A 19,938-nucleotide genomic window follows, 5' to 3' on the forward strand; every position below is an offset into this window, starting at 1 on the left:
CGGCCGACATGTAGTCGCCCGCGATCGCCAGGCCGTTCTGGAAGCCCGTGATGCCGCCGCCGGCGGTGTAGAAGTCCGATGCGGAGCGGGTCTTGGCCGCCGCCCATTTGGTGATGTAGAGCGTGCCCAGCACGAAGAGGCCGAACATGCCGATGGCCGTCCAGTTGGTGGGCTGCTTGTCGGCCTGGCCGAGGTCGGCGCCGGCGGCCCAGGCCGCGACGGACACGCTGGCGAGCGCGAGCAGCGTGAGCGCGCGCCGTGTGATGGTGGGCAGGCGGCTCATCGTTGCACCGCCTTGGCCACGGCCGCGGAGAGTTCGTCGAACTCGGTGTTGGCGCGCTTGACGTACACCGCCGTGATGACGATGGTGAAGACGATCACGCCAAAACCCAGCGGGATGCCCACGGTCATCACGCCATCGCCCGTGTGCCGCGACAGCAGGGCTTTGTCAAACGCCACCAGCAGGATGAAGCCGTAGTAGACGACCATCATCGCCAGTGTCAGCCACCACCCAAAGCGCGATCTTCTGGCCTTGAGTTGAAGGTAGGTGGGGTTGCTCGCGATCCGTTGAACCAGGCTCTCGTCCATGCATGTCTCTCGTGTTGATTTCGGGTGACATGAAGCGTAGGACCTGGCACTTACGGAGCACTGACCCCAGACTGACGCGGAACTGACCCGCGCCTTGTGCCTGGCTTACTTGGGCTGTTCGGCCGGTGCAGGCGATGCGGGTGCGGCAGGTGCGGCAGGTGCGGCAGGTGCGGCAGGTGCGGCAGGTGCGGCTTTTTCGGTGTGCGGCGCGTCCATGCCGTGCTTTTCGCCGCCCATGTCGATGTCGCCGCCCTTCATGAGCGCGAACAAGCTGATAACGGCGAAGATGGCGAAGGCGATGAAGATCTTGATCATGTCTCGTGTATGGGTTGGCGTCTGCCGCAAGGGCATGGAAGGGCGGGTGCGGGCAGGGCCCGCCAGCCCATTTTTCGGGCACTGGCTGACGTCTTTCTGACAGCCCCTGGGCCGGGCGCTCAGTACTCCAGCCGCTCGGGCCGGATCTCCTGCAGGATCGTGGTGGCGATTTCCTCGATCGATTTCGTGGTGGTGGAGAGCCAGCGGATGCCTTCGCGGCGCATCATGGCCTCCGCCTCGGCCACCTCCATGCGGCAGTTGTCCAGCTGCGCATAGCGCGAATTGGGCCGGCGCTCGTTGCGGATCTCGCTCAGCCGCTCCGGTGCGATCGTCAGGCCGAAGATTTTCTTGCGGTGCGCCACCAGGGCAGGGGGGAGCTGGCGGCGCTCGAAGTCTTCGGGGATCAGCGGGTAGTTGGACGCCTTCAGGCCGTATTGCATCGCCAGGTAAAGCGAGGTCGGGGTCTTGCCGCTGCGGCTCACCCCCACCAGGATCACGTCCGAGCCTTCCAGGTCCTTGTGGCTCTGGCCGTCGTCGTGGGCCAGCGAGAAATTGATGGCTTCGATTCGGTCGTGGTAGGCCTGGCTCTTGGAGGCGTCTGAAAAGCGGCCCACGCGGTGGTTGGACTTGATGCCAAGCTCGTGCTCCAGGGGGGCGACGAAGGTGCCGAACATGTCCAGCAGCACGCCCTTGCACTGGGTGCGGAACACCGACAGCACGTCCATGTCGACCACCGTCGTGAAGACCAGCGGGCGCTTGCCCTCGACGTCGGCCACGTGGTTGATCTGCCGCACGGCCTGGTGCGCCTTGTCCACGCTGTCCAGAAATGGCAGCCTGACACGGCGCATGGTCGCCTCAAACTGGTTCAGGATGGCGTTGCCGAAGGTTTCGGCCGTGATGCCGGTGCCGTCCGAGATGAAGAAGACCGTTCGATTGGGCATGGGGGCCGCGTCCTTACAATGCTGTGTGTTGTGTCTGCGCCAGCCATTATCCTGCCGCAGGCGCCCCCGTATCTGCTTCCCTGCCCCGCGTCGGACCCACAACAGAACAACAGGTCGCCCCGCTGGCGCTTGGAACCCCGGTTTTTCAACCTTAGGAGCTTTCCCATGTCCCAGCTGTTTGGAGCGACCGATCTGGTCGTGCCGTTCGAAAAACTGCGAATGAGCGATGTCGAGTCCGTCGGCGGCAAAAACGCCAGCCTCGGCGAGATGATTTCGCAACTGCCCACCGGCGTGAAGGTGCCGACCGGTTTCGCGACCACGGCGCATGCCTTTCGCGAATTCCTCAAGCACGACGGCCTGACCGAGCGGATCAATGCCCGGCTGGACCAGCTGGACACCGAGGATGTGCGCGCCCTGGCGCAGGCCGGCGCCGAGATCCGCGCCATGGTCGAGAACCAGCCGTTCCCGGCCGACCTGGAAAAGGCGATCCGCGACGCCTTCGAAACCCTGAGCGCCGGCAACGCCAAGGCCTCCTTCGCGGTGCGTTCCTCGGCCACCGCCGAGGACTTGCCCGACGCCTCGTTCGCCGGCCAGCAGGAGACCTTCCTCAACGTGGTGGGCATCGAAGAGGTGCTGCACAAGATGAAGGAGGTGTTTGCCTCGCTCTACAACGACCGCGCCATCAGCTACCGCGTGCACAAGGGCTTTGCCCATGCCGACGTGGCGCTGTCTGCCGGCGTGCAGCGCATGGTGCGATCGGACACCGGCGCGGCCGGCGTCATGTTCACCATCGACACCGAGAGCGGGTTCGAGGACGTCGTCTTCATCACCTCCAGCTACGGCCTGGGTGAAACGGTGGTGCAGGGCGCGGTGAATCCGGACGAGTTCTACGTGCACAAGCCCATGCTCAAGGCCGGCAAGCGCGCGCTGATCCGGCGCAACCTGGGCTCCAAGCTGATCCAGATGGTGTTCAGCACGCCCGAGGAAAAGGCCGGCAGCGGCAAGCTGGTGAAGACCATCGACGTGCCGGTGGAGCAGCGCAACCGCTACAGCCTGAGCGATGCCGACGTCGAGCAGTTGGCGAAATACGCGCTGGTGATCGAGCAGCACTATGGCCGCCCGATGGACATCGAGTGGGGCAAGGACGGCACCGACGGCCAGATCTACATCCTGCAGGCCCGGCCCGAGACGGTCAAAAGCCAGAGCGCTGGCAAGACCGAAGTGCGCTACAAGCTCAAGGGCAAGGGCGCCGTGCTGGCCAGCGGTCGCGCGATCGGCCAGAAGGTCGGCACTGGTCCCGTGCGCCTGGTGCACAACATCAGCGAGATGGACAAGGTGCAGCCCGGCGATGTGCTGGTGACCGACATGACCGACCCGAACTGGGAGCCGGTGATGAAGCGCGCCAGCGCCATCGTGACCAACCGGGGCGGACGCACCTGCCACGCCGCCATCATCGCGCGCGAGCTGGGCATTCCGGCGGTGGTGGGCTGCGGCGACGCGACCGACCTTCTCAAGGACGGCACGCTGGTCACCGTGAGCTGCGCCGAAGGCGACACGGGCAACATCTACGACGGCCTGCTCGAGACCGAGATCACCGAGGTGCAGCGTGGCGACATGCCGGCGCTGGACGTGAAGATCATGATGAACGTGGGCAACCCCCAGCTGGCCTTCGATTTCGCCCAGATCCCCAATGGCGGCGTGGGCCTGGCCCGGCTGGAGTTCATCATCAACAACAACATCGGCGTGCACCCCAAGGCCATCCTCGACTACCCGAACGTCGATGCGGACCTGAAGAAGGCGGTGGAGTCCGTGGCGCGGGGCCATGCTTCACCGCGGGCGTTCTACGTCGACAAGGTGGCCGAAGGCGTCGCCACCATCGCGGCGGCCTTCTGGCCCAAGCCCGTGATCGTCCGCCTGTCGGACTTCAAGAGCAACGAGTACCGCAAGCTGGTGGGAGGGTCGCGCTACGAGCCCGAGGAAGAGAACCCCATGCTCGGTTTCCGCGGTGCGGCGCGCTATGTCAGCCACGAGTTCCGCGAAGCCTTCGCCATGGAGTGCGAGGCGCTCAAGCGCGTGCGCGAGGACATGGGGCTGACCAACGTGCAGGTGATGGTGCCGTTCGTGCGCACCCTGGCGCAGGCTGAGCGCGTGACGGGGTTGCTGGCCGAGAAGGGCCTGGCGCGCGGCGTGAACGACCTCAAGGTCATCATGATGTGCGAAATCCCCAGCAACGCGGTGCTCGCCAAGGAGTTCCTGCAGTTCTTCGACGGCTTCTCGATCGGCTCCAACGACCTGACCCAGCTCACGCTGGGCCTGGACCGCGATTCGGGCCTTGAGCTGCTGGCGCACGATTTCGACGAGCGCGACCCGGCCGTCAAGGCCATGCTCACCATGGCCATCGGCGCGTGCAAGGCCGAAGGCAAGTACGTGGGCATCTGCGGCCAGGGCCCCAGCGACCACCCCGATTTCGCCGAGTGGCTGCGCGACGAGGGCATCAGCTCGATCTCGCTCAATCCCGACAGCGTGATCGACACCTGGAAACAGCTCGCCAAGGAGTGATCGCCTTGCTGCTGCGAGCAAATACCTAGGCGGCGCGAGCCGCCCGGGTGCGATGATCCGCTGATGTCCGAGCGCCCCACGACCGACGAACACGACCGCCGCGCCCTGGCGCTCAAGGCGGTGTTGCTGTCGGTCATGGTGCTCGCGTCGTTCGGGGTCTGCTACTTCGCGCGGGAGCTGAGTGTGGTCGTCATGGGATGGCCCTTGCACTTCTGGATGGCGGCCCAGGGCGGGGTCCTGGTGTTCATCGTCATCGTGGTGGTCTATGCCAGTGTCATGAGCCGCCTGGAGGCACAGGAGTCGCGCGGCGAGGCGGGCGAGGCCGGGGATGGCTGACAGCCCCGCCTACGCCGCCTACAAACGCCGTTTGCACCGCATCCTGGCGTTCTACGTTCTTGCCCTCATCGCCTTCCTGCTGCTGATGGCCTGGGCCGAGCAGAGCGGCCTGTCCCGGCGCTGGCTGGGCCCCATCTTCCTGTTTTCCACGGTGATGATGTACGGCGGGATCGGCATCTATGGCCGCACCGCCGACCCCGAGGAGTACTACGTGGCCGGGCGGCGCATTCCCCCGGTCTACAACGGCATGGCCGCTGCCGCCGACTGGATGAGCGCGGCCTCCTTCATCAGTCTGGCCGGTGGGCTCTACCTGCAAGGCTTTGGGGGCACCGAGGCGCAGGCCGGCGGGCTGGCCTACGTGCTGGGCTGGACGGGCGGCTTCTGCCTCGTGGCGCTGCTGATCGCGCCCCACCTGCGCAAGCTCAATCTGTACACCGTGCCGGACTACTTCAAGGAGCGCTTCGGCGGGCGTTGGCCGCGGCGCATCGCGGCGTTTTCGGCCGTGCTGTGCTCCTTCACCTATGTGGTCGCGCAAATCTACGGCATCGGCCTGGTGGCCTCGCGGCTGACCGGCGTGCAGTTCGAGATCGGGATCATGCTCGGCCTGGGCGGGGTGGTGCTGTGCTCGTTTCTCGGCGGCATGCGGGCCATCACCTGGACCCAGGTGGCGCAGTACATCATCCTGCTGCTCGCCTTTCTCATCCCGGTGTCGTGGCTGGCATACAAGCAGCTGGGCAACCCGCTGGCGCCACTCGTCTACGGCGCGCAGATCGAGAAGATCACCCAGCTGGAGCAGCAGCTGAAAGCCTCGCCTGCGGAGAAGCAAGTGCAGGACGAGTTCGCGCGGCGCGCGCGCGAGTACGCCGTGTGGCTGCAGGATGTGGAAGGCACGCTCAAGCACGAACGCGCCACCAAGCAAGAGCGCGTCCGCACGCTCAAGTCCCAGAACGCCGACATGGAGCTGGTGGCCGCGGCCACGCGCGAGCTGGCGGCTTTGCCGCCCGATGTGGCGACGGCACGGGAGCGGTGGACGCGCGCCATGCAGGAAAGCGAGGAGCGCTCCCGGCCGCTGGGCGGGCTCATGCCGCACAGCCAGGCTTTTGCGGGCGACCCGCATGGCACGCCCGCCGAGCGCGAGACCTTCCAGAACTCGCGGGCGAACTTCCTGGCTCTGATGTTCTGCCTGATGGTGGGCACGGCGGGCCTGCCGCATTTGCTCACCCGCTACTACACCACGCCATCGGTGGCTTCGGCGCGCTCTTCCGTGGCATGGTCGTTGTTCTTCATCACCCTGCTGTACCTGAGCGCTCCCGCGCTGGCGGTGCTGGTGAAGTACGAAGTGATGCACAACGTGGTGGGCAGCAGCTTCGATGCCCTGCCACCCTGGATCGCGCAATGGGCGCGCATGGACGGCTCGCTGGTCTCGGTGAGCGACATCAATGGCGACGGCATCCTGCAGTTCGGTGAACTCCGCCTCGGGGCCGATGTGATCATGCTCGCGACCCCCGAACTCGGTGGCATGCCCTACGTGGTCTCGGGCCTGGTGGCCGCAGGGGGGCTGGCGGCGGCGCTGTCAACCGCCGACGGCCTGCTGCTGACGATCAGCAATTCGCTGGTGCGCGACACCTACTGCCATGAGGTCAAACGCAACGTCACGCCCGAGCAGCGTGTGATCCTCTCCAAGTTCGCCCTGTTGAGCGTGGCCACCTTGGCCGCGTTCGTGGCGGCGCTCAAACCCGCCGAAATCCTGCCGCTGGTGGCCTCCTCGTTCTCGCTGGCCGCCTCGGCTTTCGTGCCGGCCATGATCATGGGCATCTTCTGGTCCCGCACCACCGCAGCGGCCGCCGTGGCCGGCATGCTGATCGGGCTGGGCACGACCGTGGTCTACATGATGGTCAACGCGCCCTCCGTTCGAGCCTTCTTCGCGCTGCCCGCCGGGCAGGATCTCTGGTTTGGCATCCAACCGCTCTCGGCTGGGGTCTTCGGGGTGCCGGTGGGCTTTGCCGTGATCGGCCTGCTGAGCTTGTTGCAGCGCCGCAAGCGCACAGGCGCTTAGGGGTTTACACCAGTTCCGAGGCCCCTGACGGGCTCAGCGCGTGCGCTGTCAGTTTCTTGTCAGACGCTCCTAAAACACTGCGATGGCATCTTGTGCCAGCCATCTAACTTAGGAGACTTCAACATCATGGCAACTTCGACGGCCAGTGCTTCTGCACCGATGACCAAGGAGGAGAGAAAGGTGATCTTCGCCTCTTCTCTAGGGACGGTTTTCGAGTGGTACGACTTCTATCTCTACGGCTCGCTGGCGGCCATCATCGCGCGCCAGTTCTTCTCCGGCCTGGATCCAACATCCGCCTACATCTTTGCCTTGCTGGCCTTCGCTGCGGGCTTCCTGGTGCGGCCGTTCGGTGCGATCTTCTTTGGCCGCCTGGGCGACATGATCGGGCGCAAGTACACGTTCCTGGTGACCATCCTCATCATGGGTGCGTCCACGTTCATCGTGGGCCTGTTGCCCAGCTACGCGTCCATCGGCCTGGCCGCTCCGGTCATCCTGATCATCCTGCGCATGCTGCAAGGCCTGGCGCTCGGTGGTGAGTACGGCGGAGCCGCGACCTACGTGGCCGAACACGCGCCGCACGGCAAACGGGGCGCCTACACGGCATGGATCCAGACCACGGCCACGCTGGGTCTGTTCCTGTCGCTGCTGGTGATCCTGGGCGTGCGCACCGCCATGGGCGACAAGGATTTCGGCGAATGGGGCTGGCGCATTCCGTTCCTGGTGTCCATTCTGCTGCTGGGCATTTCGGTCTGGATCCGCCTGAGCCTCAACGAGTCGCCTGCGTTCCAGAAAATGAAGTCCGAAGGCAAGACCTCCAAGGCGCCGCTGACTGAGTCTTTCGGCCAGTGGAAGAACCTGAAGGTTGTGATCCTGGCGCTGCTGGGCCTCACCGCCGGCCAGGCCGTGGTCTGGTACACGGGGCAGTTCTATGCGCTGTTCTTCCTCACCACGATCGCCAAGGTGGACGCCACCACCGCCAACCTGATGATCGCCGCCTCGCTGCTGATCGGTACGCCGTTCTTCATCGTGTTTGGCATGCTGTCCGACAAGATCGGCCGCAAGCCCATCATCATGGGCGGCTGCCTGATCGCCGCGCTGACCTACTTCACGGTCTTCCCGATGCTGCTGAACTACGCCAACCCGGCGCTGGTGGCGGCGCAGAAGGCGAGCAAGGTCACGGTGACCGCCGACCTGAAGGAGTGCTCGTTCCAGGGCAGCCCGATCGCACGCGACATCGACTTCCGCACCTCGTGCGACATCGCCAAGCGCGCGCTCACGCAGTCGTACATCCCGTATGTCAGCGTGCAGGGCCCGGTCGGCGCGCCCGCGACGGTCACGATGGGCGACAAGGTGCTGAATTCGCCGGTGGGCACGCTCAACGAGAAGCGCGATGCCTTCGCGCCTGACAGCGCCAAGGCCATTGCAGACTTCCGCAAGGCGTTGACCGATGCCGCCAAGGCCGAAGGCCTCACGACGCCGGCAGACCCAGCCAAGATGAACAAGGGCATGGTGCTGGTGATCCTGGTGTTCCTCGTGATCCTGGTGACCATGGTGTACGGCCCGATCGCGGCCATGCTCGTGGAGATGTTCCCCACGCGCATCCGCTACACGTCGATGAGCTTGCCTTACCACATCGGCAACGGCTGGTTCGGCGGCTTGCTGCCCACCACGGCCTTCGCCATGGTGGCCGCAACCGGCGACATCTTCTACGGGCTCTGGTATCCGGTGATCGTCGCCGCTGGCACGTTCATCATCGGCATGATCTTCATCCGCGAGACCAAGGACGTGGACATTTACGCCAAGGACTGAGCAGGTCCGCGAGTCGCACCCGCCTGACAGCGGGTGCGACTTTCCTCACAAAGCCCGCCCCGCGCGGGCTTTTCTCATGGGTGCTCCGGTATGGATAAACCCCAATTCAAATGCCGCCAGTCGCATGTAAAGCTCGTTTCATCCAACTTCCACGTTGAATCATCCGGGTGACCGGTACAAACCACCCCGTGGTGGCGCTTCCTTGAGAGAACCCATGAGCATTGCGAAAACCGAAACCGGGCTCCAGGTCCTGAAAGACCGGTCGGTGCCGCTGACGCCGCGGCAACGGTCGGTCTTCATCCTGGTCGACGGCCGCCGCTCCCTGCCGGAGTTGCTCGCGGCATCGGCCGCCATGGGGGTGTCCCAGGAAGACGTCGAGCAGCTGTTCGCGCTCGGGTTGATCACCGACTCGGCGCCCCAGGCCTCGGCGGCCGGGCAGGTGACGGCCATGGCCCTGGACGGAGGGGCCGGTGAGCAGCCTGCGCGCAGCCCGATGCAGCGCTACCAGGACGCCTATCCCATCGCCACCCGGCTGACCGCCAGCCTGGGCTTGAGGGGGTTTCGCCTGAACCTGGCGGTGGAGGCCGCCGGCAACTACGAGCAACTGCTGGAGCTGGCTCCCCGCATCCGCGAGGCGGTCGGCCCCGAGAAGTTCGTGCCCCTGGACCGGGCGCTGAACGACCGCTGAGGGGACCGGGGCGCTTAAAACCCGCGATTTGCTATAATCGTGAGCTTTTCGCCTTGCCACACCGCTTCCAGACGCGGCGGGTGGCTGAATCCCGCCGTGGACTTCCACGGCTCATCCTCAAGGAGTGTCTATGCGTCACTATGAAATCGTTTTGCTGATCCATCCGGACCAAAGCGAACAGGTTCCGGCCATGCTGGAGCGTTACAAGGGCATGATCACCACTGGTGGTGGCAAGATCCATCGTGTGGAAGACTGGGGCCGTCGCCAGATGGCTTACCAGATCAACAAGCTGTCCAAGGCCCACTACCTGTGCGTCAACATCGAGGCCGATCAGGCCGTGATGGCCGAGCTCGAGCACGCGTTCAAGTTCAACGACGCCGTGCTGCGCCACCTCACCGTGCTGCGCAAGAAGGCCGACACCGGTCCTTCGGCCATGATGAAGTCGGTCGAGCGCGAAGAAGCCCGCAAGCTTCAACAGCCGGCCCCGCACCAGTCGCAGGAGCAGGCCGCCGCTTAAGTCCGCGGCGCCAATCGTCATCGGGTGAACCTTCTTCAGTTGTCCGCCGTGGTGGTGCAGGTGCAGAGCCTGCGTTACACACCGGCTGGCATCCCGGCCGTCAACCTTGTGCTGGAGCACGAGTCCCAGGTCGTCGAGATGGACACCCCCAGGCGGGTGAAGTTGCAACTGAGGGCCGTGGCCTTCGGTGCCCAGGCCGAAATCCTCTCCCGACAGGGTCTGGATGCGGTTTGTGAATTTCACGGTTTCATGACGAATGCGCGCAATGGCAAAGGCGTGGTGTTCCACATCCAAGATTTCAGCAAAACATAGGAAGGCCCCATCATGGCTGCACCCAAACGTTTCAACAAAGACAAGCGCCCGAAGCGCAACACCCAGTCGCTGCTCTTCAAGCGCAAGCGCTTCTGCCGCTTCACCGTGGCCAACGTCGAAGAAGTCGACTACAAGGACATCGATGTCCTGCGTGACTTCATCGCCGAAAACGGCAAGATCATCCCCGCGCGCCTGACCGGCACCCGTGCCTTCTACCAGCGCCAGGTCAACACCGCCATCAAGCGCGCGCGCTTCCTGGCCATGCTGCCCTACAGCGACCAGCACCGCGTCTGAAAGAGAGCCTGACATGCAAATCATCCTGCTCAAAAAAGTTGCCAAAGTCGGCGCCCTTGGCGACAAGGTCAAGGTCAAGGACGGCTACGCCCGCAACTTCCTGATTCCCACGGGCCAGGCTCGTCGCGCCACCGCGCAAGCCATCGCCGAATTCGAAGCCAACCGCGCCAAGCTCGAGAAAGAGGCTGCCGCCACCCTGGCGCAAGCCCAGGCCCTGGGCGAGAAGCTGGCTGGCATCACGGTCAAGCTGTCGCAAAAGGCGGGCGTGGACGGCCGTCTGTTCGGCTCCGTGACCAACCGCGACGTGTCCGACGAGCTGAACAAGCAAGGCTTCGCTGTGGCCAAGTCCGACGTGCGCATGCCCAACGGCCCGCTCAAGAACGTGGGCGATTACACGCTCAGCGTGAACCTGCATACCGATGTGACGGTCGACGTCAACGTGTCGGTGCTGGGCGAGACCGCCTGAGTTCCGCGCAGCGTTCTGCCAAAAAGCCGCTGCCTTCGGGCCGCGGCTTTTTTTTGCGCCGCGCAGGCGTGTTATCCCGGACTGTGCACGCGATTCACACTGGTTTTCCACAGGGTTGTCCACCCCTGATCCATCCCCCGGGGCGTACCATCGCTCTTTAGCTGCGATACCTCCATGTCCACTGCCTTCTCCAGTCCCTTCCCCGACTTTGACGCGGGTTTTGACGACCCCGTGGGCGATCGTCAAGTCGCCCAGTTGCGGGTCCCCCCACACTCGATCGAGGCGGAGTCCAGCGTGCTCGGTGGCCTGTTGCTCGACAACGGCGCCTGGGACCGCGTGGCCGACCTGATCAACGACTCCGATTTCTACCGGCACGAGCACCGGCTGACCTATTCTGCGATCGCCACCCTGGTCAACGCCAGCAAGCCCGCCGACGTGGTGACGGTGTTCGAGCACCTGCAGAACCTGGGAAAGGCCGAAGAGGCCGGTGGGCTGGCGTACCTCAACTCGCTTGCGCAATACGTGCCGAGCGCGGCGAACATCCGCCGCTATGCCGAGATCGTGCGCGAGCGCGCGATCCTGCGCAAACTGGTGGCCGCCAGCGATGAAATCGCCACCGCTGCCTTCAATCCGCAGGGACGGCCGGTCGCCAAGATTCTCGACGAGGCCGAGCAGAAGGTCTTCAAAATCGGCGAGGAAGGCTCGCGGATGAAAGAGGGCTTCCAGAGCATGGACAAGCTCGTGGTTGACCTGCTCGATCGGGTGCAGGAGATGGCGGACAACCCGGCGGATGTGACCGGCGTTCCTACCGGCTTCATCGATCTGGACCGCATGACCTCCGGTTTGCAGGCAGGTGACCTCGTGGTGCTGGCGGCGAGGCCCTCCATGGGCAAGACCGCCTTCGCGATCAACATCGCCGAGCACGTGGCCTTGAACGAGGGACTGCCCGTGGCCGTGTTCTCCATGGAAATGGGTGCCTCGCAGTTGGCCGTGCGGGTGGTTGGTTCCATCGGCCGGATCAACCAGGGGCACCTGCGCACCGGCAAACTCACCGACGACGAATGGCCTCGCCTGACGGAGGCGATCGAAAAGCTGCGCACCGTGTCGCTTCACATCGACGAGACGCCGGGCCTCACGCCCAGCGAGCTGCGGGCCAATGCCCGGCGGTTGGCCCGGCAGTGCGGCAAGCTGGGCCTGATCGTGGTCGACTACCTGCAGCTCATGAGTGGTTCCGGCGCGGCCGGAGGCGACAACCGCGCGACCGAACTGGGCGAAATCTCGCGGGGCTTGAAGATGCTGGCCAAGGAGCTTCAGTGCCCGGTGATCGCGCTCTCCCAGCTCAACCGGTCGGTGGAACAGCGCACCGACAAACGCCCCATGATGTCGGACCTGCGCGAGTCCGGCGCCATCGAGCAGGATGCGGACATCATCATGTTCATTTACCGCGACGAGTACTACAACCGCGAGAACTGCAAGGAGCCGGGCGTGGCCGAGATCATCATCGGCAAGCAGCGCAATGGTCCCACGGGCACCGTGAAATTGGCCTTCCTCAACATGCTCACCCGCTTTGAAAGCCTGGCCGGCGGTGGCATGGGGGGAGGCAGCGACTACTGAGGGCGGACAGCGCACATGAAAAACCCGGCCTTGGCCGGGTTTTTCATGGGATGGACGGCCCTTGGATCAGAGCACTTCGCTGGCGAAATCGGCCAGGCGAGAGCGCTCGCCGCGCGCCAGCGTGATATGCCCGCCGTGCGGCCAGCCTTTGAAGCGATCGACGGCATAGGTCAGGCCCGACGATCCCTCCGTGAGGTACGGCGTGTCAATCTGCGCAAGGTTGCCCATGCAGATGATCTTCGTGCCCGGACCGGCGCGGGTGATCAGCGTTTTCATCTGCTTGGGCGTGAGGTTCTGCGCCTCGTCGATGATCACATACCGGTTCATGAAGGTGCGCCCACGCATGAAGTTCATGCTCTTGACCTTGATGCGGCTGCGGATGAGTTCATTGGTGGCCGCACGGCCCCACTCACCGGCGTTGCCGCCGTCACCCTTGGCCAGGAACTCGAGGTTGTCGTCGAGCGCGCCCATCCAGGGGCCCATCTTTTCCTCTTCGGTGCCCGGCAGGAAGCCGATGTCCTCACCAACGCTCACGGTGGCGCGCGTCATGATGATCTCGGTGTAACGGCGATCATCGAGCACCTGGGTCAGGCCGCTGGCCAGCGCCATCAGCGTCTTGCCAGTGCCTGCCGTGCCGGCCAGTGTGACGAAGTCGATCTCCGGGTCCATGAGCAGGTTCAGGGCGAAGTTCTGCTCGCGGTTGCGGCTGGTCACACCCCATACCGCATTTTTCAGATGGGTGTAGTCCTTCAGCGTCTTGAGCACCGCGGTCTTGTCGCGGATTTCGGTCACGCGGGCGTACAGCGAGGGTTCGCCGGGTGCTTCGAAATACACGAACTGGTTGATGTAGAACTGGCCCACCGCAGGCCCGCTCACACGGTAGAACGTGTGGCTGCCGCTTTGCCAGCTCTCGATGGTTTTGCTCTGGCGCGTCCAGAAATCCTGGGGCAGGGCCAGGGCACCTGCGTAAAGCAGCTCGCCGTCATCCAGGGTCTTGTCGTTCTGGTAATCCTCGGCTGCAAGTCCCAACGCCCGGGCTTTCACCCGCATGTTGATGTCTTTCGACACCAGAATCACTTCGCGTTGCGGCTGCCGCTCGCGCAGGGCATGCACCACGCCCAGGATCTGGTTGTCGGCCTTGCCCTGGGGCAGGCTGGAGGGCAGGGCGTTGTCCAGCGGCTCGGTCTGGAAGAACAACAGGCCGCGTGCCGACTGGTGGCCGGTGGCCGAGAGCTTCAGGCCCTTGGCCATGTCGCCACCCTGCTGGGCCACCAGGGCGTCAAGGGTGCGGCTGGTCTGGCGGCCATTGCGCGCCACTTCCGTCATGCCTTTCTTGTGCCCGTCGAGCTCCTCCAGCACGATCATGGGAAGGAAGATGTCGTGTTCCTCGAAGCGGAACAGGCTTGTGGGATCGTGCAGCAGCACATTGGTGTCGAGCACGAACAAGCGCGCCGGCCCGTTGCCGGCCTTGCCTGCGGTTCGCCGGCGGTTGCTCGCGACCGGAGCCACCGGGGTTCGAGGCTCGGCAGGCGCCTCGGTGACGGGCTGGTGCACTTCCGGCGCCTTGGCCTCGACCGGCGGCGCAGGGCGTGCGGGGGCCTTCGGCGCGTCGGCGCGGGCGCTCGGGGCGGTCGTCGAGGGTTTTCGGCCCCGCCCTTGGCCCTTGGGCATCGAACCCGCCGGCGAGAGGGCGGCGACCGGTGTGGACGGTTCCAGAACAGGGTTCAAGTCCAGAGGCTCTTCGGCGGCTCGAAGGGAGTAGGCGTCGGGGGCTAGCAGGGCTGCGCGTTTGGAGGGTGCGGGAGGCAGTGGCATGGAGGGATGGTGGTGTCAGCGCGGGGCCGGAAAACAAAAAGCCGCCAGGAAAACCGGGCGGCTTTGTGAGCTGCGGAGCTTGTCGAAAGAGGGTGGGGCTGAAAAGCTTCCCGTTGTCATGAATTCATTATGCACGAGTCGTGTGACCCGGAAATCCTCGCCTCAAGGCGGATCCCTTCCTCTTGTTGCAGACGGGCTCAGGCGGCCTTCTTCAGCGCCTTGACGGCCTTGAGCACGTCTTCCACGTGACCGGGCACCTTCAGGCCGCGCCATTCCTGCTTGAGCACGCCGTCCGGGCCAATGAGGAAGGTGCTGCGCTCGATGCCCTTGACCTTCTTGCCGTACATGATCTTGTTCTTCACCACACCAAACATGTGGCACATCTTCTCTTCGGTGTCGGCGATCAGCTCGAAGGGGAGTTCGAGCTTGGTCTTGAAGTCATCGTGCGACTTCATGTTGTCGCGCGACACGCCGAAGACCTGCGCACCGGCCTTGACGAAATCCTTGTACTTGTCGCGGAATTGCATTGCCTCGGTCGTGCAACCGGGCGTGTTGTCCTTGGGGTAGAAATACAGAACGATGGTCTGACCAAGGTGCGTCTGATTGCTGACCTTCACGCCACCGGTGGCCTGCGATTCAAATTCGGGAATGGGTTTGTTGACAACGACTGCCATACTGCGTGGACCCCTGACGTAAGTTGGTGGTGATTCGTTGGCTTCCCGGATGCTTCACGGCATGCCCTGCACTGGACATGCAAAAGGGGGCCGTGGCAGGAAACAATCCGCTATTTTACCCTGATTGGGCCATTCCGTCACGGTTCGACCGGACAGGGGAACGGGTGCGTTTCAGCTTTCGATCAAAAGCGCCGCCACGACACGGCGGCCTTCCCCGGCCAGGATGTTGTAGGTGCGGCAGGCGGCGGCGGTGTCCATGGTCTCCACGCCGATGCGCCGCTCCATCAGTCCCTGCAACAGCGCGGGCCGCACAAAGCGCAAGCGGGCGCCGCTGCCGAACACCACCAGTTCCGGGGCTTCCGGCATGGTGCTGGCCAGTTGCTCGAAGTGCTCGGCGGTGAGGTCCTCGAAGCGCTGGCACGCCCACGGCGTCAACTGGCCGCCCGAGGCCAGCACGAGGCTGCCGACATGGCGCTGGCCGTTCACGGCGATCCACCCCTCGCCATAGGCGGTGATGGACTGTGTGTCCAGCTTGTCGGCGTGAAGTTTCATGGGGAGGCTGTGGATCAGAAGGGCAGGGGATCTGTGGTCAAATTGCAGGTTTTCCCTGCTGACGAGACCGAATATAACGCCCGGCGCACCTCGGCGGGGCGTGTTGGTCATGACCCACAACCCCCTCCGGAGGGACTTTGAAAAGCATCCAGAAATCCGCCAAGCTTGCCAACGTCTGCTACGACATCCGCGGACCCATCATGGACGCGGCCCGTCAGATGGAAGAGGAAGGCCACAAGATCATCAAGCTCAACATCGGCAATCTGGCGGTGTTCGGCTTCGATGCGCCGGAGGAGATCCAGCAGGACATGATCCGCAACCTGCCCAATTCGGCGGGCTATTCCGACAGCAAGGGCATCTTCGCGGCGCGCAAGGCGGTGATGCACGAGACGCAGAAGCAGGGCATCAAGGGCGTGGCCCTGGAGGACATCTACCTCGGCAATGGCGCGAGCGAGCTCATCGTGATGGCGACCAATGCACTGCTGGACAATGGTGACGAGCTGCTGCTGCCGGCGCCGGACTACCCGCTATGGACGGCCGCGGCCAGTCTGTCGGGTGGCACGCCAGTGCACTACATGTGTGAAGAGTCCAACGGCTGGATGCCCGACCTCGACGACATCCGCCGCAAGATCACGCCAGCGACCAAGGGCATCGTGGTGATCAACCCGAACAACCCCACGGGCGCGCTGTACTCGGACGATCTGCTCAAGGCCATCGTGGAGCTGGCGCGCGAGCATGGGCTGGTGATCTTTGCCGACGAGGTGTACGACAAGGTCCTGTACGACGGTGCCAAACACACCGCCATCGCCAGCCTGTCGGACGACGTGCTCACGCTGACCTTCAACTCGCTGTCCAAGAGCTATCGCTCCTGCGGCTACCGCGCAGGCTGGCTCGTGGTCTCGGGCAACAAAAAGCCCGCCAGGGACTACATCGAGGGCCTGAACATGCTCTCGAACATGCGCTTGTGCGCGAACGTGCCGGGGCAGTGGGCGATCCAGACTGCGCTGGGTGGGTACCAGAGCATCAACGACCTTGTGTGCGAAGGCGGGCGCCTGCGCCGCCAGCGCGACCTCGCCTACGAACTCATCACCGCCATTCCAGGCGTGAGCTGCGTCAAGCCCTCGGCCGCGCTTTACATGTTCCCCAAGCTCGACCCGAAGATGTACCCGGTCGAAGACGACCAGCAGATGTTCCTGGAGCTGCTGCAGGAAACGCGCGTGATGCTGGTGCAGGGCTCCGGTTTCAACTACCCGGACAACCAGCACTTCCGCATCGTGTTCCTGCCGCACGAGGACGACTTGCGCGAGGCCATCCACCGCGTGGCCAAGTTTTTCGAGGGCTGGCGAAAACGCCACGGCACCTGATTTTTCCGCTTCCCAACCATGACCGACATGAAACCGATCCAAGTAGGCCTCCTGGGCATAGGCACCGTAGGCAGTGGCACCTTCAACGTGCTTCAGCGCAACCAGGAGGAGATTCGCCGGCGCGCCGGTCGTGGCATTGAGATCACCATGGTGGCCGACCTTGACGTGGCCCGTGCGCAGTCCATCGTGGGCCCTGGTGTGAAGGTCGTGAACGACGCGCGCGCCGTGATCGCCAACCCCGAGATCGACATCGTGATCGAGCTCATCGGCGGCTACGGTATCGCCAAGGCCCTGGTGATGGAAGCCATCGCCGCCGGCAAGCACGTGGTCACCGCGAACAAGGCTTTGCTGGCCGTTCACGGCACCGAAATCTTCGCGGCCGCGTCGGCCAAGGGCGTGATGGTGGCATTCGAGGCCGCCGTGGCCGGTGGCATCCCCATCATCAAGGCGCTGCGCGAGGGCCTCACCGCCAACAGCATCCAGTGGATCGCCGGCATCATCAACGGCACGACCAACTTCATCCTCTCCGAGATGCGCGACAAGGGCCTGGACTTCGCCGCCGTGCTCCAGGAGGCGCAGCGCCTGGGCTACGCCGAAGCGGACCCGACTTTCGACATCGAAGGCGTGGACGCGGCCCACAAGGTCACGCTCATGAGTGCGATCGCCTTTGGCATTCCCGTGCAGTTCGACAAGGCCTACGTGGAAGGCATCACCCAGCTGGGCGCCACCGACATCAAGTACGCCGAGCAGCTCGGCTACCGCATCAAGCTGCTGGGCATCACCAAGCGCACGGCGCAAGGCATCGAGCTGCGCGTGCACCCGAGCCTGGTGCCGAGCAAGCGCCTGATCGCCAACGTGGAGGGCGCGATGAACGCCGTGGTGGTGAACGGCGATGCCGTGGGCACCACGCTGTACTACGGCAAGGGCGCGGGCAGCGAACCCACCGCCAGCGCGGTCATTGCCGATCTGGTGGACATCACCCGCCTTCACACGGCCGACCCGCACCACCGCGTGCCGCACCTGGCCTTCCAGCCCGACGCCCTGAGCGATGTCGCCGTGCTGCCGATGAGCGAAGTGGTGACGAGCTACTACCTGCGGCTGCGCGTGGCCGATCAGGCTGGCGTGCTGGCCAAGGTCACCGGCCTGCTGGCCGGCGCAGGCATCAGCATCGATGCGGTGCTGCAACGCGAGGCCGACGAGGTGAGTGGCGAAGGTGGCACGTCCACCGACCTCATCATCCTCACGCACGACACGCGCGAGGGCACCATGAACGACGCCCTGGCCCAGCTGCAGACGCTGCCTACCGTGCTGGCACCCATCGTGCGCATCCGCAAGGAAGAGCTCAACTGATGCGTTACCTCTCGACCCGTGGTCATGCGGACCGCAAGCGTTTCTGTGAAATCCTGCTGGAAGGCCTGGCGCCCGATGGCGGTCTGTATCTGCCCGAGCGTTACCCGCAGGTGGATGCCATCGCGCTGCAGCGCTTGCGCGAGGCGTTCAATGGCGGGCGGCCCGGAGGCTATGCCGCACTGGCGTTCGAGATCCTGTCGCTGTTCATCGATGACATTCCCGCGGCCGATCTGCGCGCGCTCTGCGAGAAGACCTACACCGAGGCGGTGTTCGGTACGCCGCAGATCGTGCCGCTGAAGAAGCTCGAAGACGGCTTCTACCTGGAAGCCCTGTCCAATGGCCCCACGCTGGCCTTCAAGGACATGGCGATGCAGCTGCTCGGCAACCTGTTCGACCACGTGCTGGCCGAGCGCGACCAGCGCGTGACGATCGTGGGGGCGACCTCCGGCGACACCGGCTCGGCCGCCATCGAGGCCTGCGCCGGCCGCGCCCGCGTCGATATCGTCATCCTCCACCCCGACGGCCGCACCAGCGAGGTGCAGCGCCGCCAGATGACCACCGTGCTCGCCCCCAACGTCGGCAACATCGCCGTGGCCGGCAGTTTCGACGACTGCCAGGATCTCGCCAAGGCCTGCTTCAACGATCTCGCCTTCCGCGACCATCACCGGCTCACGGCGGTGAACTCGATCAACTGGGCGCGGGTGATGGCGCAGATCGTCTACTACACCGCCGCCGCGGCGCGCCTGGGCTCGGCCGAGCGGCCGGTGTCGTTCTGCGTGCCGACGGGCAATTTCGGCAACATCTACGCCGCCTACGCCGCCAAGCAGATGGGTGCGCCGATCGGCCGGCTGATCATAGCAACCAATAGCAACGACATCCTGGCGCGCTTCATCGAGAGCGGCGCGCAGAGCATGGCCGCCGTCGAGGCGACGCTGTCGCCCAGCATGGACATTCAGGTGTCGAGCAATTTCGAGCGCCTGCTGTTCGACCTGTTCGACCGCGACGGCCGCGCGCTGGCCAAGGCGATGGCCGCGTTCCGCGCCACCGGCACGATGCGCGCCAGCGCCGCGCAGCTCCTGCGCGCGCGCGGCATCTTCGACGCCGGCCGCCTCGACGATGCCGGCACCTTGCGCGTCATCGCCGAGGCGCTGCGCGACACCGGCGAGCTGCTCGATCCGCACACCGCGATCGGCTACGCCGTGGCGCGCCAGAAGCGCGGCGATCCGTCCCTGCCGATGGTCGTGCTCGGCACCGCGCATCCCGCGAAGTTCCCCGACGCCGTCGAGAAAGCGGTGGGCAAGCGGCCGGAGCTGCCCGAGCGGCTGGCGGATCTCTACAAGCGTCCCGAACGTTGTACGGTGCTGGGCAACGACCTGCAGGCGCTGCAGCAGCTGATGGACACCACCCCGGTGCCGCGATGAGCGTCCGCCTCACCACGCTCGACAACGGATTGCGTGTCGTGACCGACACCATGGACTCGGTCGAGACCGTGGCGCTGGGCGTGTGGATCGCCGCCGGCGCGCGGCACGAGAGCGGGGAGCGCAACGGGCTGGCGCACATGCTCGAGCACATGGCGTTCAAGGGCACCAGGCGGCGCACCGCGCGCGGCATCGCCGAGGAGATCGAGACCGTCGGCGGCAGCCTCAACGCCTATACCGGCCGCGAGACCACGGCCTATCACGCCACCA

The 19,938-nt window shown here is 64.9% G+C and carries 20 protein-coding genes and 1 pseudogene; 14 read left to right on the forward strand and 7 right to left on the reverse strand.

The window, feature by feature from the left end:
* The 4 genes and pseudogenes from actP to KIT86_RS19645 all read right to left on the reverse strand — a co-directional run.
* Positions 1 to 283, reverse strand: a pseudogene (gene actP, locus KIT86_RS19630) (cation acetate symporter); the annotation flags it as partial.
* Positions 280 to 588 carry a DUF485 domain-containing protein gene (locus tag KIT86_RS19635; protein WP_297401478.1) on the reverse strand — a complete coding sequence of 103 codons (309 nt, stop codon included), beginning with the start codon at positions 586 to 588 and terminating at the stop codon, positions 280 to 282. The gene KIT86_RS19635 and the pseudogene actP, both read right to left, overlap by 4 nt.
* Positions 589 to 693: 105 nt before the next feature.
* Positions 694 to 903: a hypothetical protein gene (locus KIT86_RS19640; protein WP_297401480.1), complete on the reverse strand. Its 210-nt coding sequence runs from the start codon at positions 901 to 903 to the stop codon at positions 694 to 696.
* 119 nt (positions 904 to 1,022) lie between these two features.
* Entirely contained in the window at positions 1,023 to 1,844 is an 822-nt protein-coding gene (locus KIT86_RS19645; RefSeq protein ID WP_297401482.1) for a pyruvate, water dikinase regulatory protein, read from the reverse strand.
* A gap of 165 nt (positions 1,845 to 2,009) precedes the next feature.
* On the opposite strand from KIT86_RS19645, the gene ppsA reads away from it, so the two are divergent.
* The 10 genes from ppsA to dnaB all read left to right on the forward strand — a co-directional run bounded on the left by ppsA (position 2,010) and on the right by dnaB (position 12,495).
* Positions 2,010 to 4,403: a phosphoenolpyruvate synthase gene (gene ppsA, locus KIT86_RS19650; protein WP_297401484.1), complete on the forward strand. Its 2,394-nt coding sequence runs from the start codon at positions 2,010 to 2,012 to the stop codon at positions 4,401 to 4,403.
* A gap of 63 nt (positions 4,404 to 4,466) precedes the next feature.
* A complete protein-coding gene (locus tag KIT86_RS19655) occupies positions 4,467 to 4,739 on the forward strand; it encodes a DUF4212 domain-containing protein (protein WP_297401486.1) in 273 nt (90 codons plus the stop codon).
* The gene (locus KIT86_RS19660) at positions 4,732 to 6,795 is read left to right on the forward strand and encodes a VC_2705 family sodium/solute symporter (RefSeq protein WP_297401488.1); all 2,064 of its coding nucleotides are present in this window, start codon (positions 4,732 to 4,734) and stop codon (positions 6,793 to 6,795) included. Before KIT86_RS19655 ends, KIT86_RS19660 begins: the two co-directional genes overlap by 8 nt.
* A gap of 126 nt (positions 6,796 to 6,921) precedes the next feature.
* Complete coding sequence (locus KIT86_RS19665) at positions 6,922 to 8,604, forward strand: MFS transporter (protein ID WP_297401490.1); 1,683 nt, start codon at positions 6,922 to 6,924, stop codon at positions 8,602 to 8,604.
* Positions 8,605 to 8,818: 214 nt separating this feature from the next.
* Entirely contained in the window at positions 8,819 to 9,292 is a 474-nt protein-coding gene (locus KIT86_RS19670) for a hypothetical protein (RefSeq protein ID WP_297401492.1), read from the forward strand.
* Between the two features lie 130 nt (positions 9,293 to 9,422).
* Positions 9,423 to 9,809: a 30S ribosomal protein S6 gene (rpsF, locus tag KIT86_RS19675; protein ID WP_297401494.1), complete on the forward strand. Its 387-nt coding sequence runs from the start codon at positions 9,423 to 9,425 to the stop codon at positions 9,807 to 9,809.
* A gap of 24 nt (positions 9,810 to 9,833) precedes the next feature.
* The gene (gene priB, locus KIT86_RS19680; protein WP_297401496.1) at positions 9,834 to 10,121 is read left to right on the forward strand and encodes a primosomal replication protein N; all 288 of its coding nucleotides are present in this window, start codon (positions 9,834 to 9,836) and stop codon (positions 10,119 to 10,121) included.
* A 12-nt stretch (positions 10,122 to 10,133) separates the two neighbouring features.
* Positions 10,134 to 10,415, forward strand: coding sequence for a 30S ribosomal protein S18 (gene rpsR / locus KIT86_RS19685; RefSeq protein ID WP_177139773.1), 282 nt, complete (start codon positions 10,134 to 10,136; stop codon positions 10,413 to 10,415).
* 13 nt (positions 10,416 to 10,428) lie between these two features.
* On the forward strand, positions 10,429 to 10,881 hold the full coding sequence (gene rplI / locus KIT86_RS19690; protein WP_297401501.1) for a 50S ribosomal protein L9: 453 nt from the start codon (positions 10,429 to 10,431) through the stop codon (positions 10,879 to 10,881).
* Between the two features lie 174 nt (positions 10,882 to 11,055).
* Entirely contained in the window at positions 11,056 to 12,495 is a 1,440-nt protein-coding gene (dnaB, locus tag KIT86_RS19695; protein ID WP_297401504.1) for a replicative DNA helicase, read from the forward strand.
* A gap of 66 nt (positions 12,496 to 12,561) precedes the next feature.
* Here dnaB and KIT86_RS19700 read toward each other — a convergent pair whose 3' ends face one another.
* The 3 genes from KIT86_RS19700 to KIT86_RS19710 all read right to left on the reverse strand — a co-directional run bounded on the left by KIT86_RS19700 (position 12,562) and on the right by KIT86_RS19710 (position 15,536).
* Complete coding sequence (locus tag KIT86_RS19700) at positions 12,562 to 14,310, reverse strand: PhoH family protein (protein ID WP_297401506.1); 1,749 nt, start codon at positions 14,308 to 14,310, stop codon at positions 12,562 to 12,564.
* A 197-nt stretch (positions 14,311 to 14,507) separates the two neighbouring features.
* A complete protein-coding gene (locus KIT86_RS19705; RefSeq protein ID WP_291132382.1) occupies positions 14,508 to 14,984 on the reverse strand; it encodes a peroxiredoxin in 477 nt (158 codons plus the stop codon).
* Between the two features lie 171 nt (positions 14,985 to 15,155).
* Positions 15,156 to 15,536 carry an Mth938-like domain-containing protein gene (locus tag KIT86_RS19710; RefSeq protein ID WP_297401509.1) on the reverse strand — a complete coding sequence of 127 codons (381 nt, stop codon included), beginning with the start codon at positions 15,534 to 15,536 and terminating at the stop codon, positions 15,156 to 15,158.
* A gap of 137 nt (positions 15,537 to 15,673) precedes the next feature.
* Here KIT86_RS19710 and KIT86_RS19715 point away from each other — a divergent pair, with 137 nt between their 5' ends.
* The 4 genes from KIT86_RS19715 to KIT86_RS19730 form a co-directional block, all read left to right on the forward strand.
* Positions 15,674 to 16,900 (forward strand): pyridoxal phosphate-dependent aminotransferase, encoded by a 1,227-nt coding sequence (locus KIT86_RS19715; protein WP_297401511.1) that lies wholly within the window; start codon positions 15,674 to 15,676, stop codon positions 16,898 to 16,900.
* A 27-nt stretch (positions 16,901 to 16,927) separates the two neighbouring features.
* The gene (locus KIT86_RS19720) at positions 16,928 to 18,250 is read left to right on the forward strand and encodes a homoserine dehydrogenase (protein WP_297401513.1); all 1,323 of its coding nucleotides are present in this window, start codon (positions 16,928 to 16,930) and stop codon (positions 18,248 to 18,250) included.
* Positions 18,250 to 19,671 carry a threonine synthase gene (gene thrC / locus KIT86_RS19725; RefSeq protein WP_297401515.1) on the forward strand — a complete coding sequence of 474 codons (1,422 nt, stop codon included), beginning with the start codon at positions 18,250 to 18,252 and terminating at the stop codon, positions 19,669 to 19,671. Before KIT86_RS19720 ends, thrC begins: the two co-directional genes overlap by 1 nt.
* Positions 19,668 to 19,938 (forward strand): insulinase family protein (locus KIT86_RS19730; protein WP_297401517.1); only part of this gene is annotated, 271 nt, incomplete at its 3' end. The genes thrC and KIT86_RS19730, both read left to right, overlap by 4 nt.

It is taken from the genome of Hydrogenophaga sp. (assembly GCF_026125825.1).
GTDB lineage: Bacteria > Pseudomonadota > Gammaproteobacteria > Burkholderiales > Burkholderiaceae_C > Hydrogenophaga.

What these genes read in the sequence shown, in the direction of transcription:
- KIT86_RS19635 (WP_297401478.1), bottom strand. Translation starts at nt 588, where the DNA reads ATGGACGAGAGCCTGGTTCAACGGATCGCGAGCAACCCCACCTACCTT.
- KIT86_RS19640 (WP_297401480.1), bottom strand. Translation starts at nt 903, where the DNA reads ATGATCAAGATCTTCATCGCCTTCGCCATCTTCGCCGTTATCAGCTTG.
- KIT86_RS19645 (WP_297401482.1), bottom strand. Translation starts at nt 1,844, where the DNA reads ATGCCCAATCGAACGGTCTTCTTCATCTCGGACGGCACCGGCATCACG.
- ppsA (WP_297401484.1), top strand. Translation starts at nt 2,010, where the DNA reads ATGTCCCAGCTGTTTGGAGCGACCGATCTGGTCGTGCCGTTCGAAAAA.
- KIT86_RS19655 (WP_297401486.1), top strand. Translation starts at nt 4,467, where the DNA reads ATGTCCGAGCGCCCCACGACCGACGAACACGACCGCCGCGCCCTGGCG.
- KIT86_RS19660 (WP_297401488.1), top strand. Translation starts at nt 4,732, where the DNA reads ATGGCTGACAGCCCCGCCTACGCCGCCTACAAACGCCGTTTGCACCGC.
- KIT86_RS19665 (WP_297401490.1), top strand. Translation starts at nt 6,922, where the DNA reads ATGGCAACTTCGACGGCCAGTGCTTCTGCACCGATGACCAAGGAGGAG.
- KIT86_RS19670 (WP_297401492.1), top strand. Translation starts at nt 8,819, where the DNA reads ATGAGCATTGCGAAAACCGAAACCGGGCTCCAGGTCCTGAAAGACCGG.
- rpsF (WP_297401494.1), top strand. Translation starts at nt 9,423, where the DNA reads ATGCGTCACTATGAAATCGTTTTGCTGATCCATCCGGACCAAAGCGAA.
- rpsR (WP_177139773.1), top strand. Translation starts at nt 10,134, where the DNA reads ATGGCTGCACCCAAACGTTTCAACAAAGACAAGCGCCCGAAGCGCAAC.
- rplI (WP_297401501.1), top strand. Translation starts at nt 10,429, where the DNA reads ATGCAAATCATCCTGCTCAAAAAAGTTGCCAAAGTCGGCGCCCTTGGC.
- dnaB (WP_297401504.1), top strand. Translation starts at nt 11,056, where the DNA reads ATGTCCACTGCCTTCTCCAGTCCCTTCCCCGACTTTGACGCGGGTTTT.
- KIT86_RS19700 (WP_297401506.1), bottom strand. Translation starts at nt 14,310, where the DNA reads ATGCCACTGCCTCCCGCACCCTCCAAACGCGCAGCCCTGCTAGCCCCC.
- KIT86_RS19705 (WP_291132382.1), bottom strand. Translation starts at nt 14,984, where the DNA reads ATGGCAGTCGTTGTCAACAAACCCATTCCCGAATTTGAATCGCAGGCC.
- KIT86_RS19710 (WP_297401509.1), bottom strand. Translation starts at nt 15,536, where the DNA reads ATGAAACTTCACGCCGACAAGCTGGACACACAGTCCATCACCGCCTAT.
- KIT86_RS19720 (WP_297401513.1), top strand. Translation starts at nt 16,928, where the DNA reads ATGAAACCGATCCAAGTAGGCCTCCTGGGCATAGGCACCGTAGGCAGT.
- thrC (WP_297401515.1), top strand. Translation starts at nt 18,250, where the DNA reads ATGCGTTACCTCTCGACCCGTGGTCATGCGGACCGCAAGCGTTTCTGT.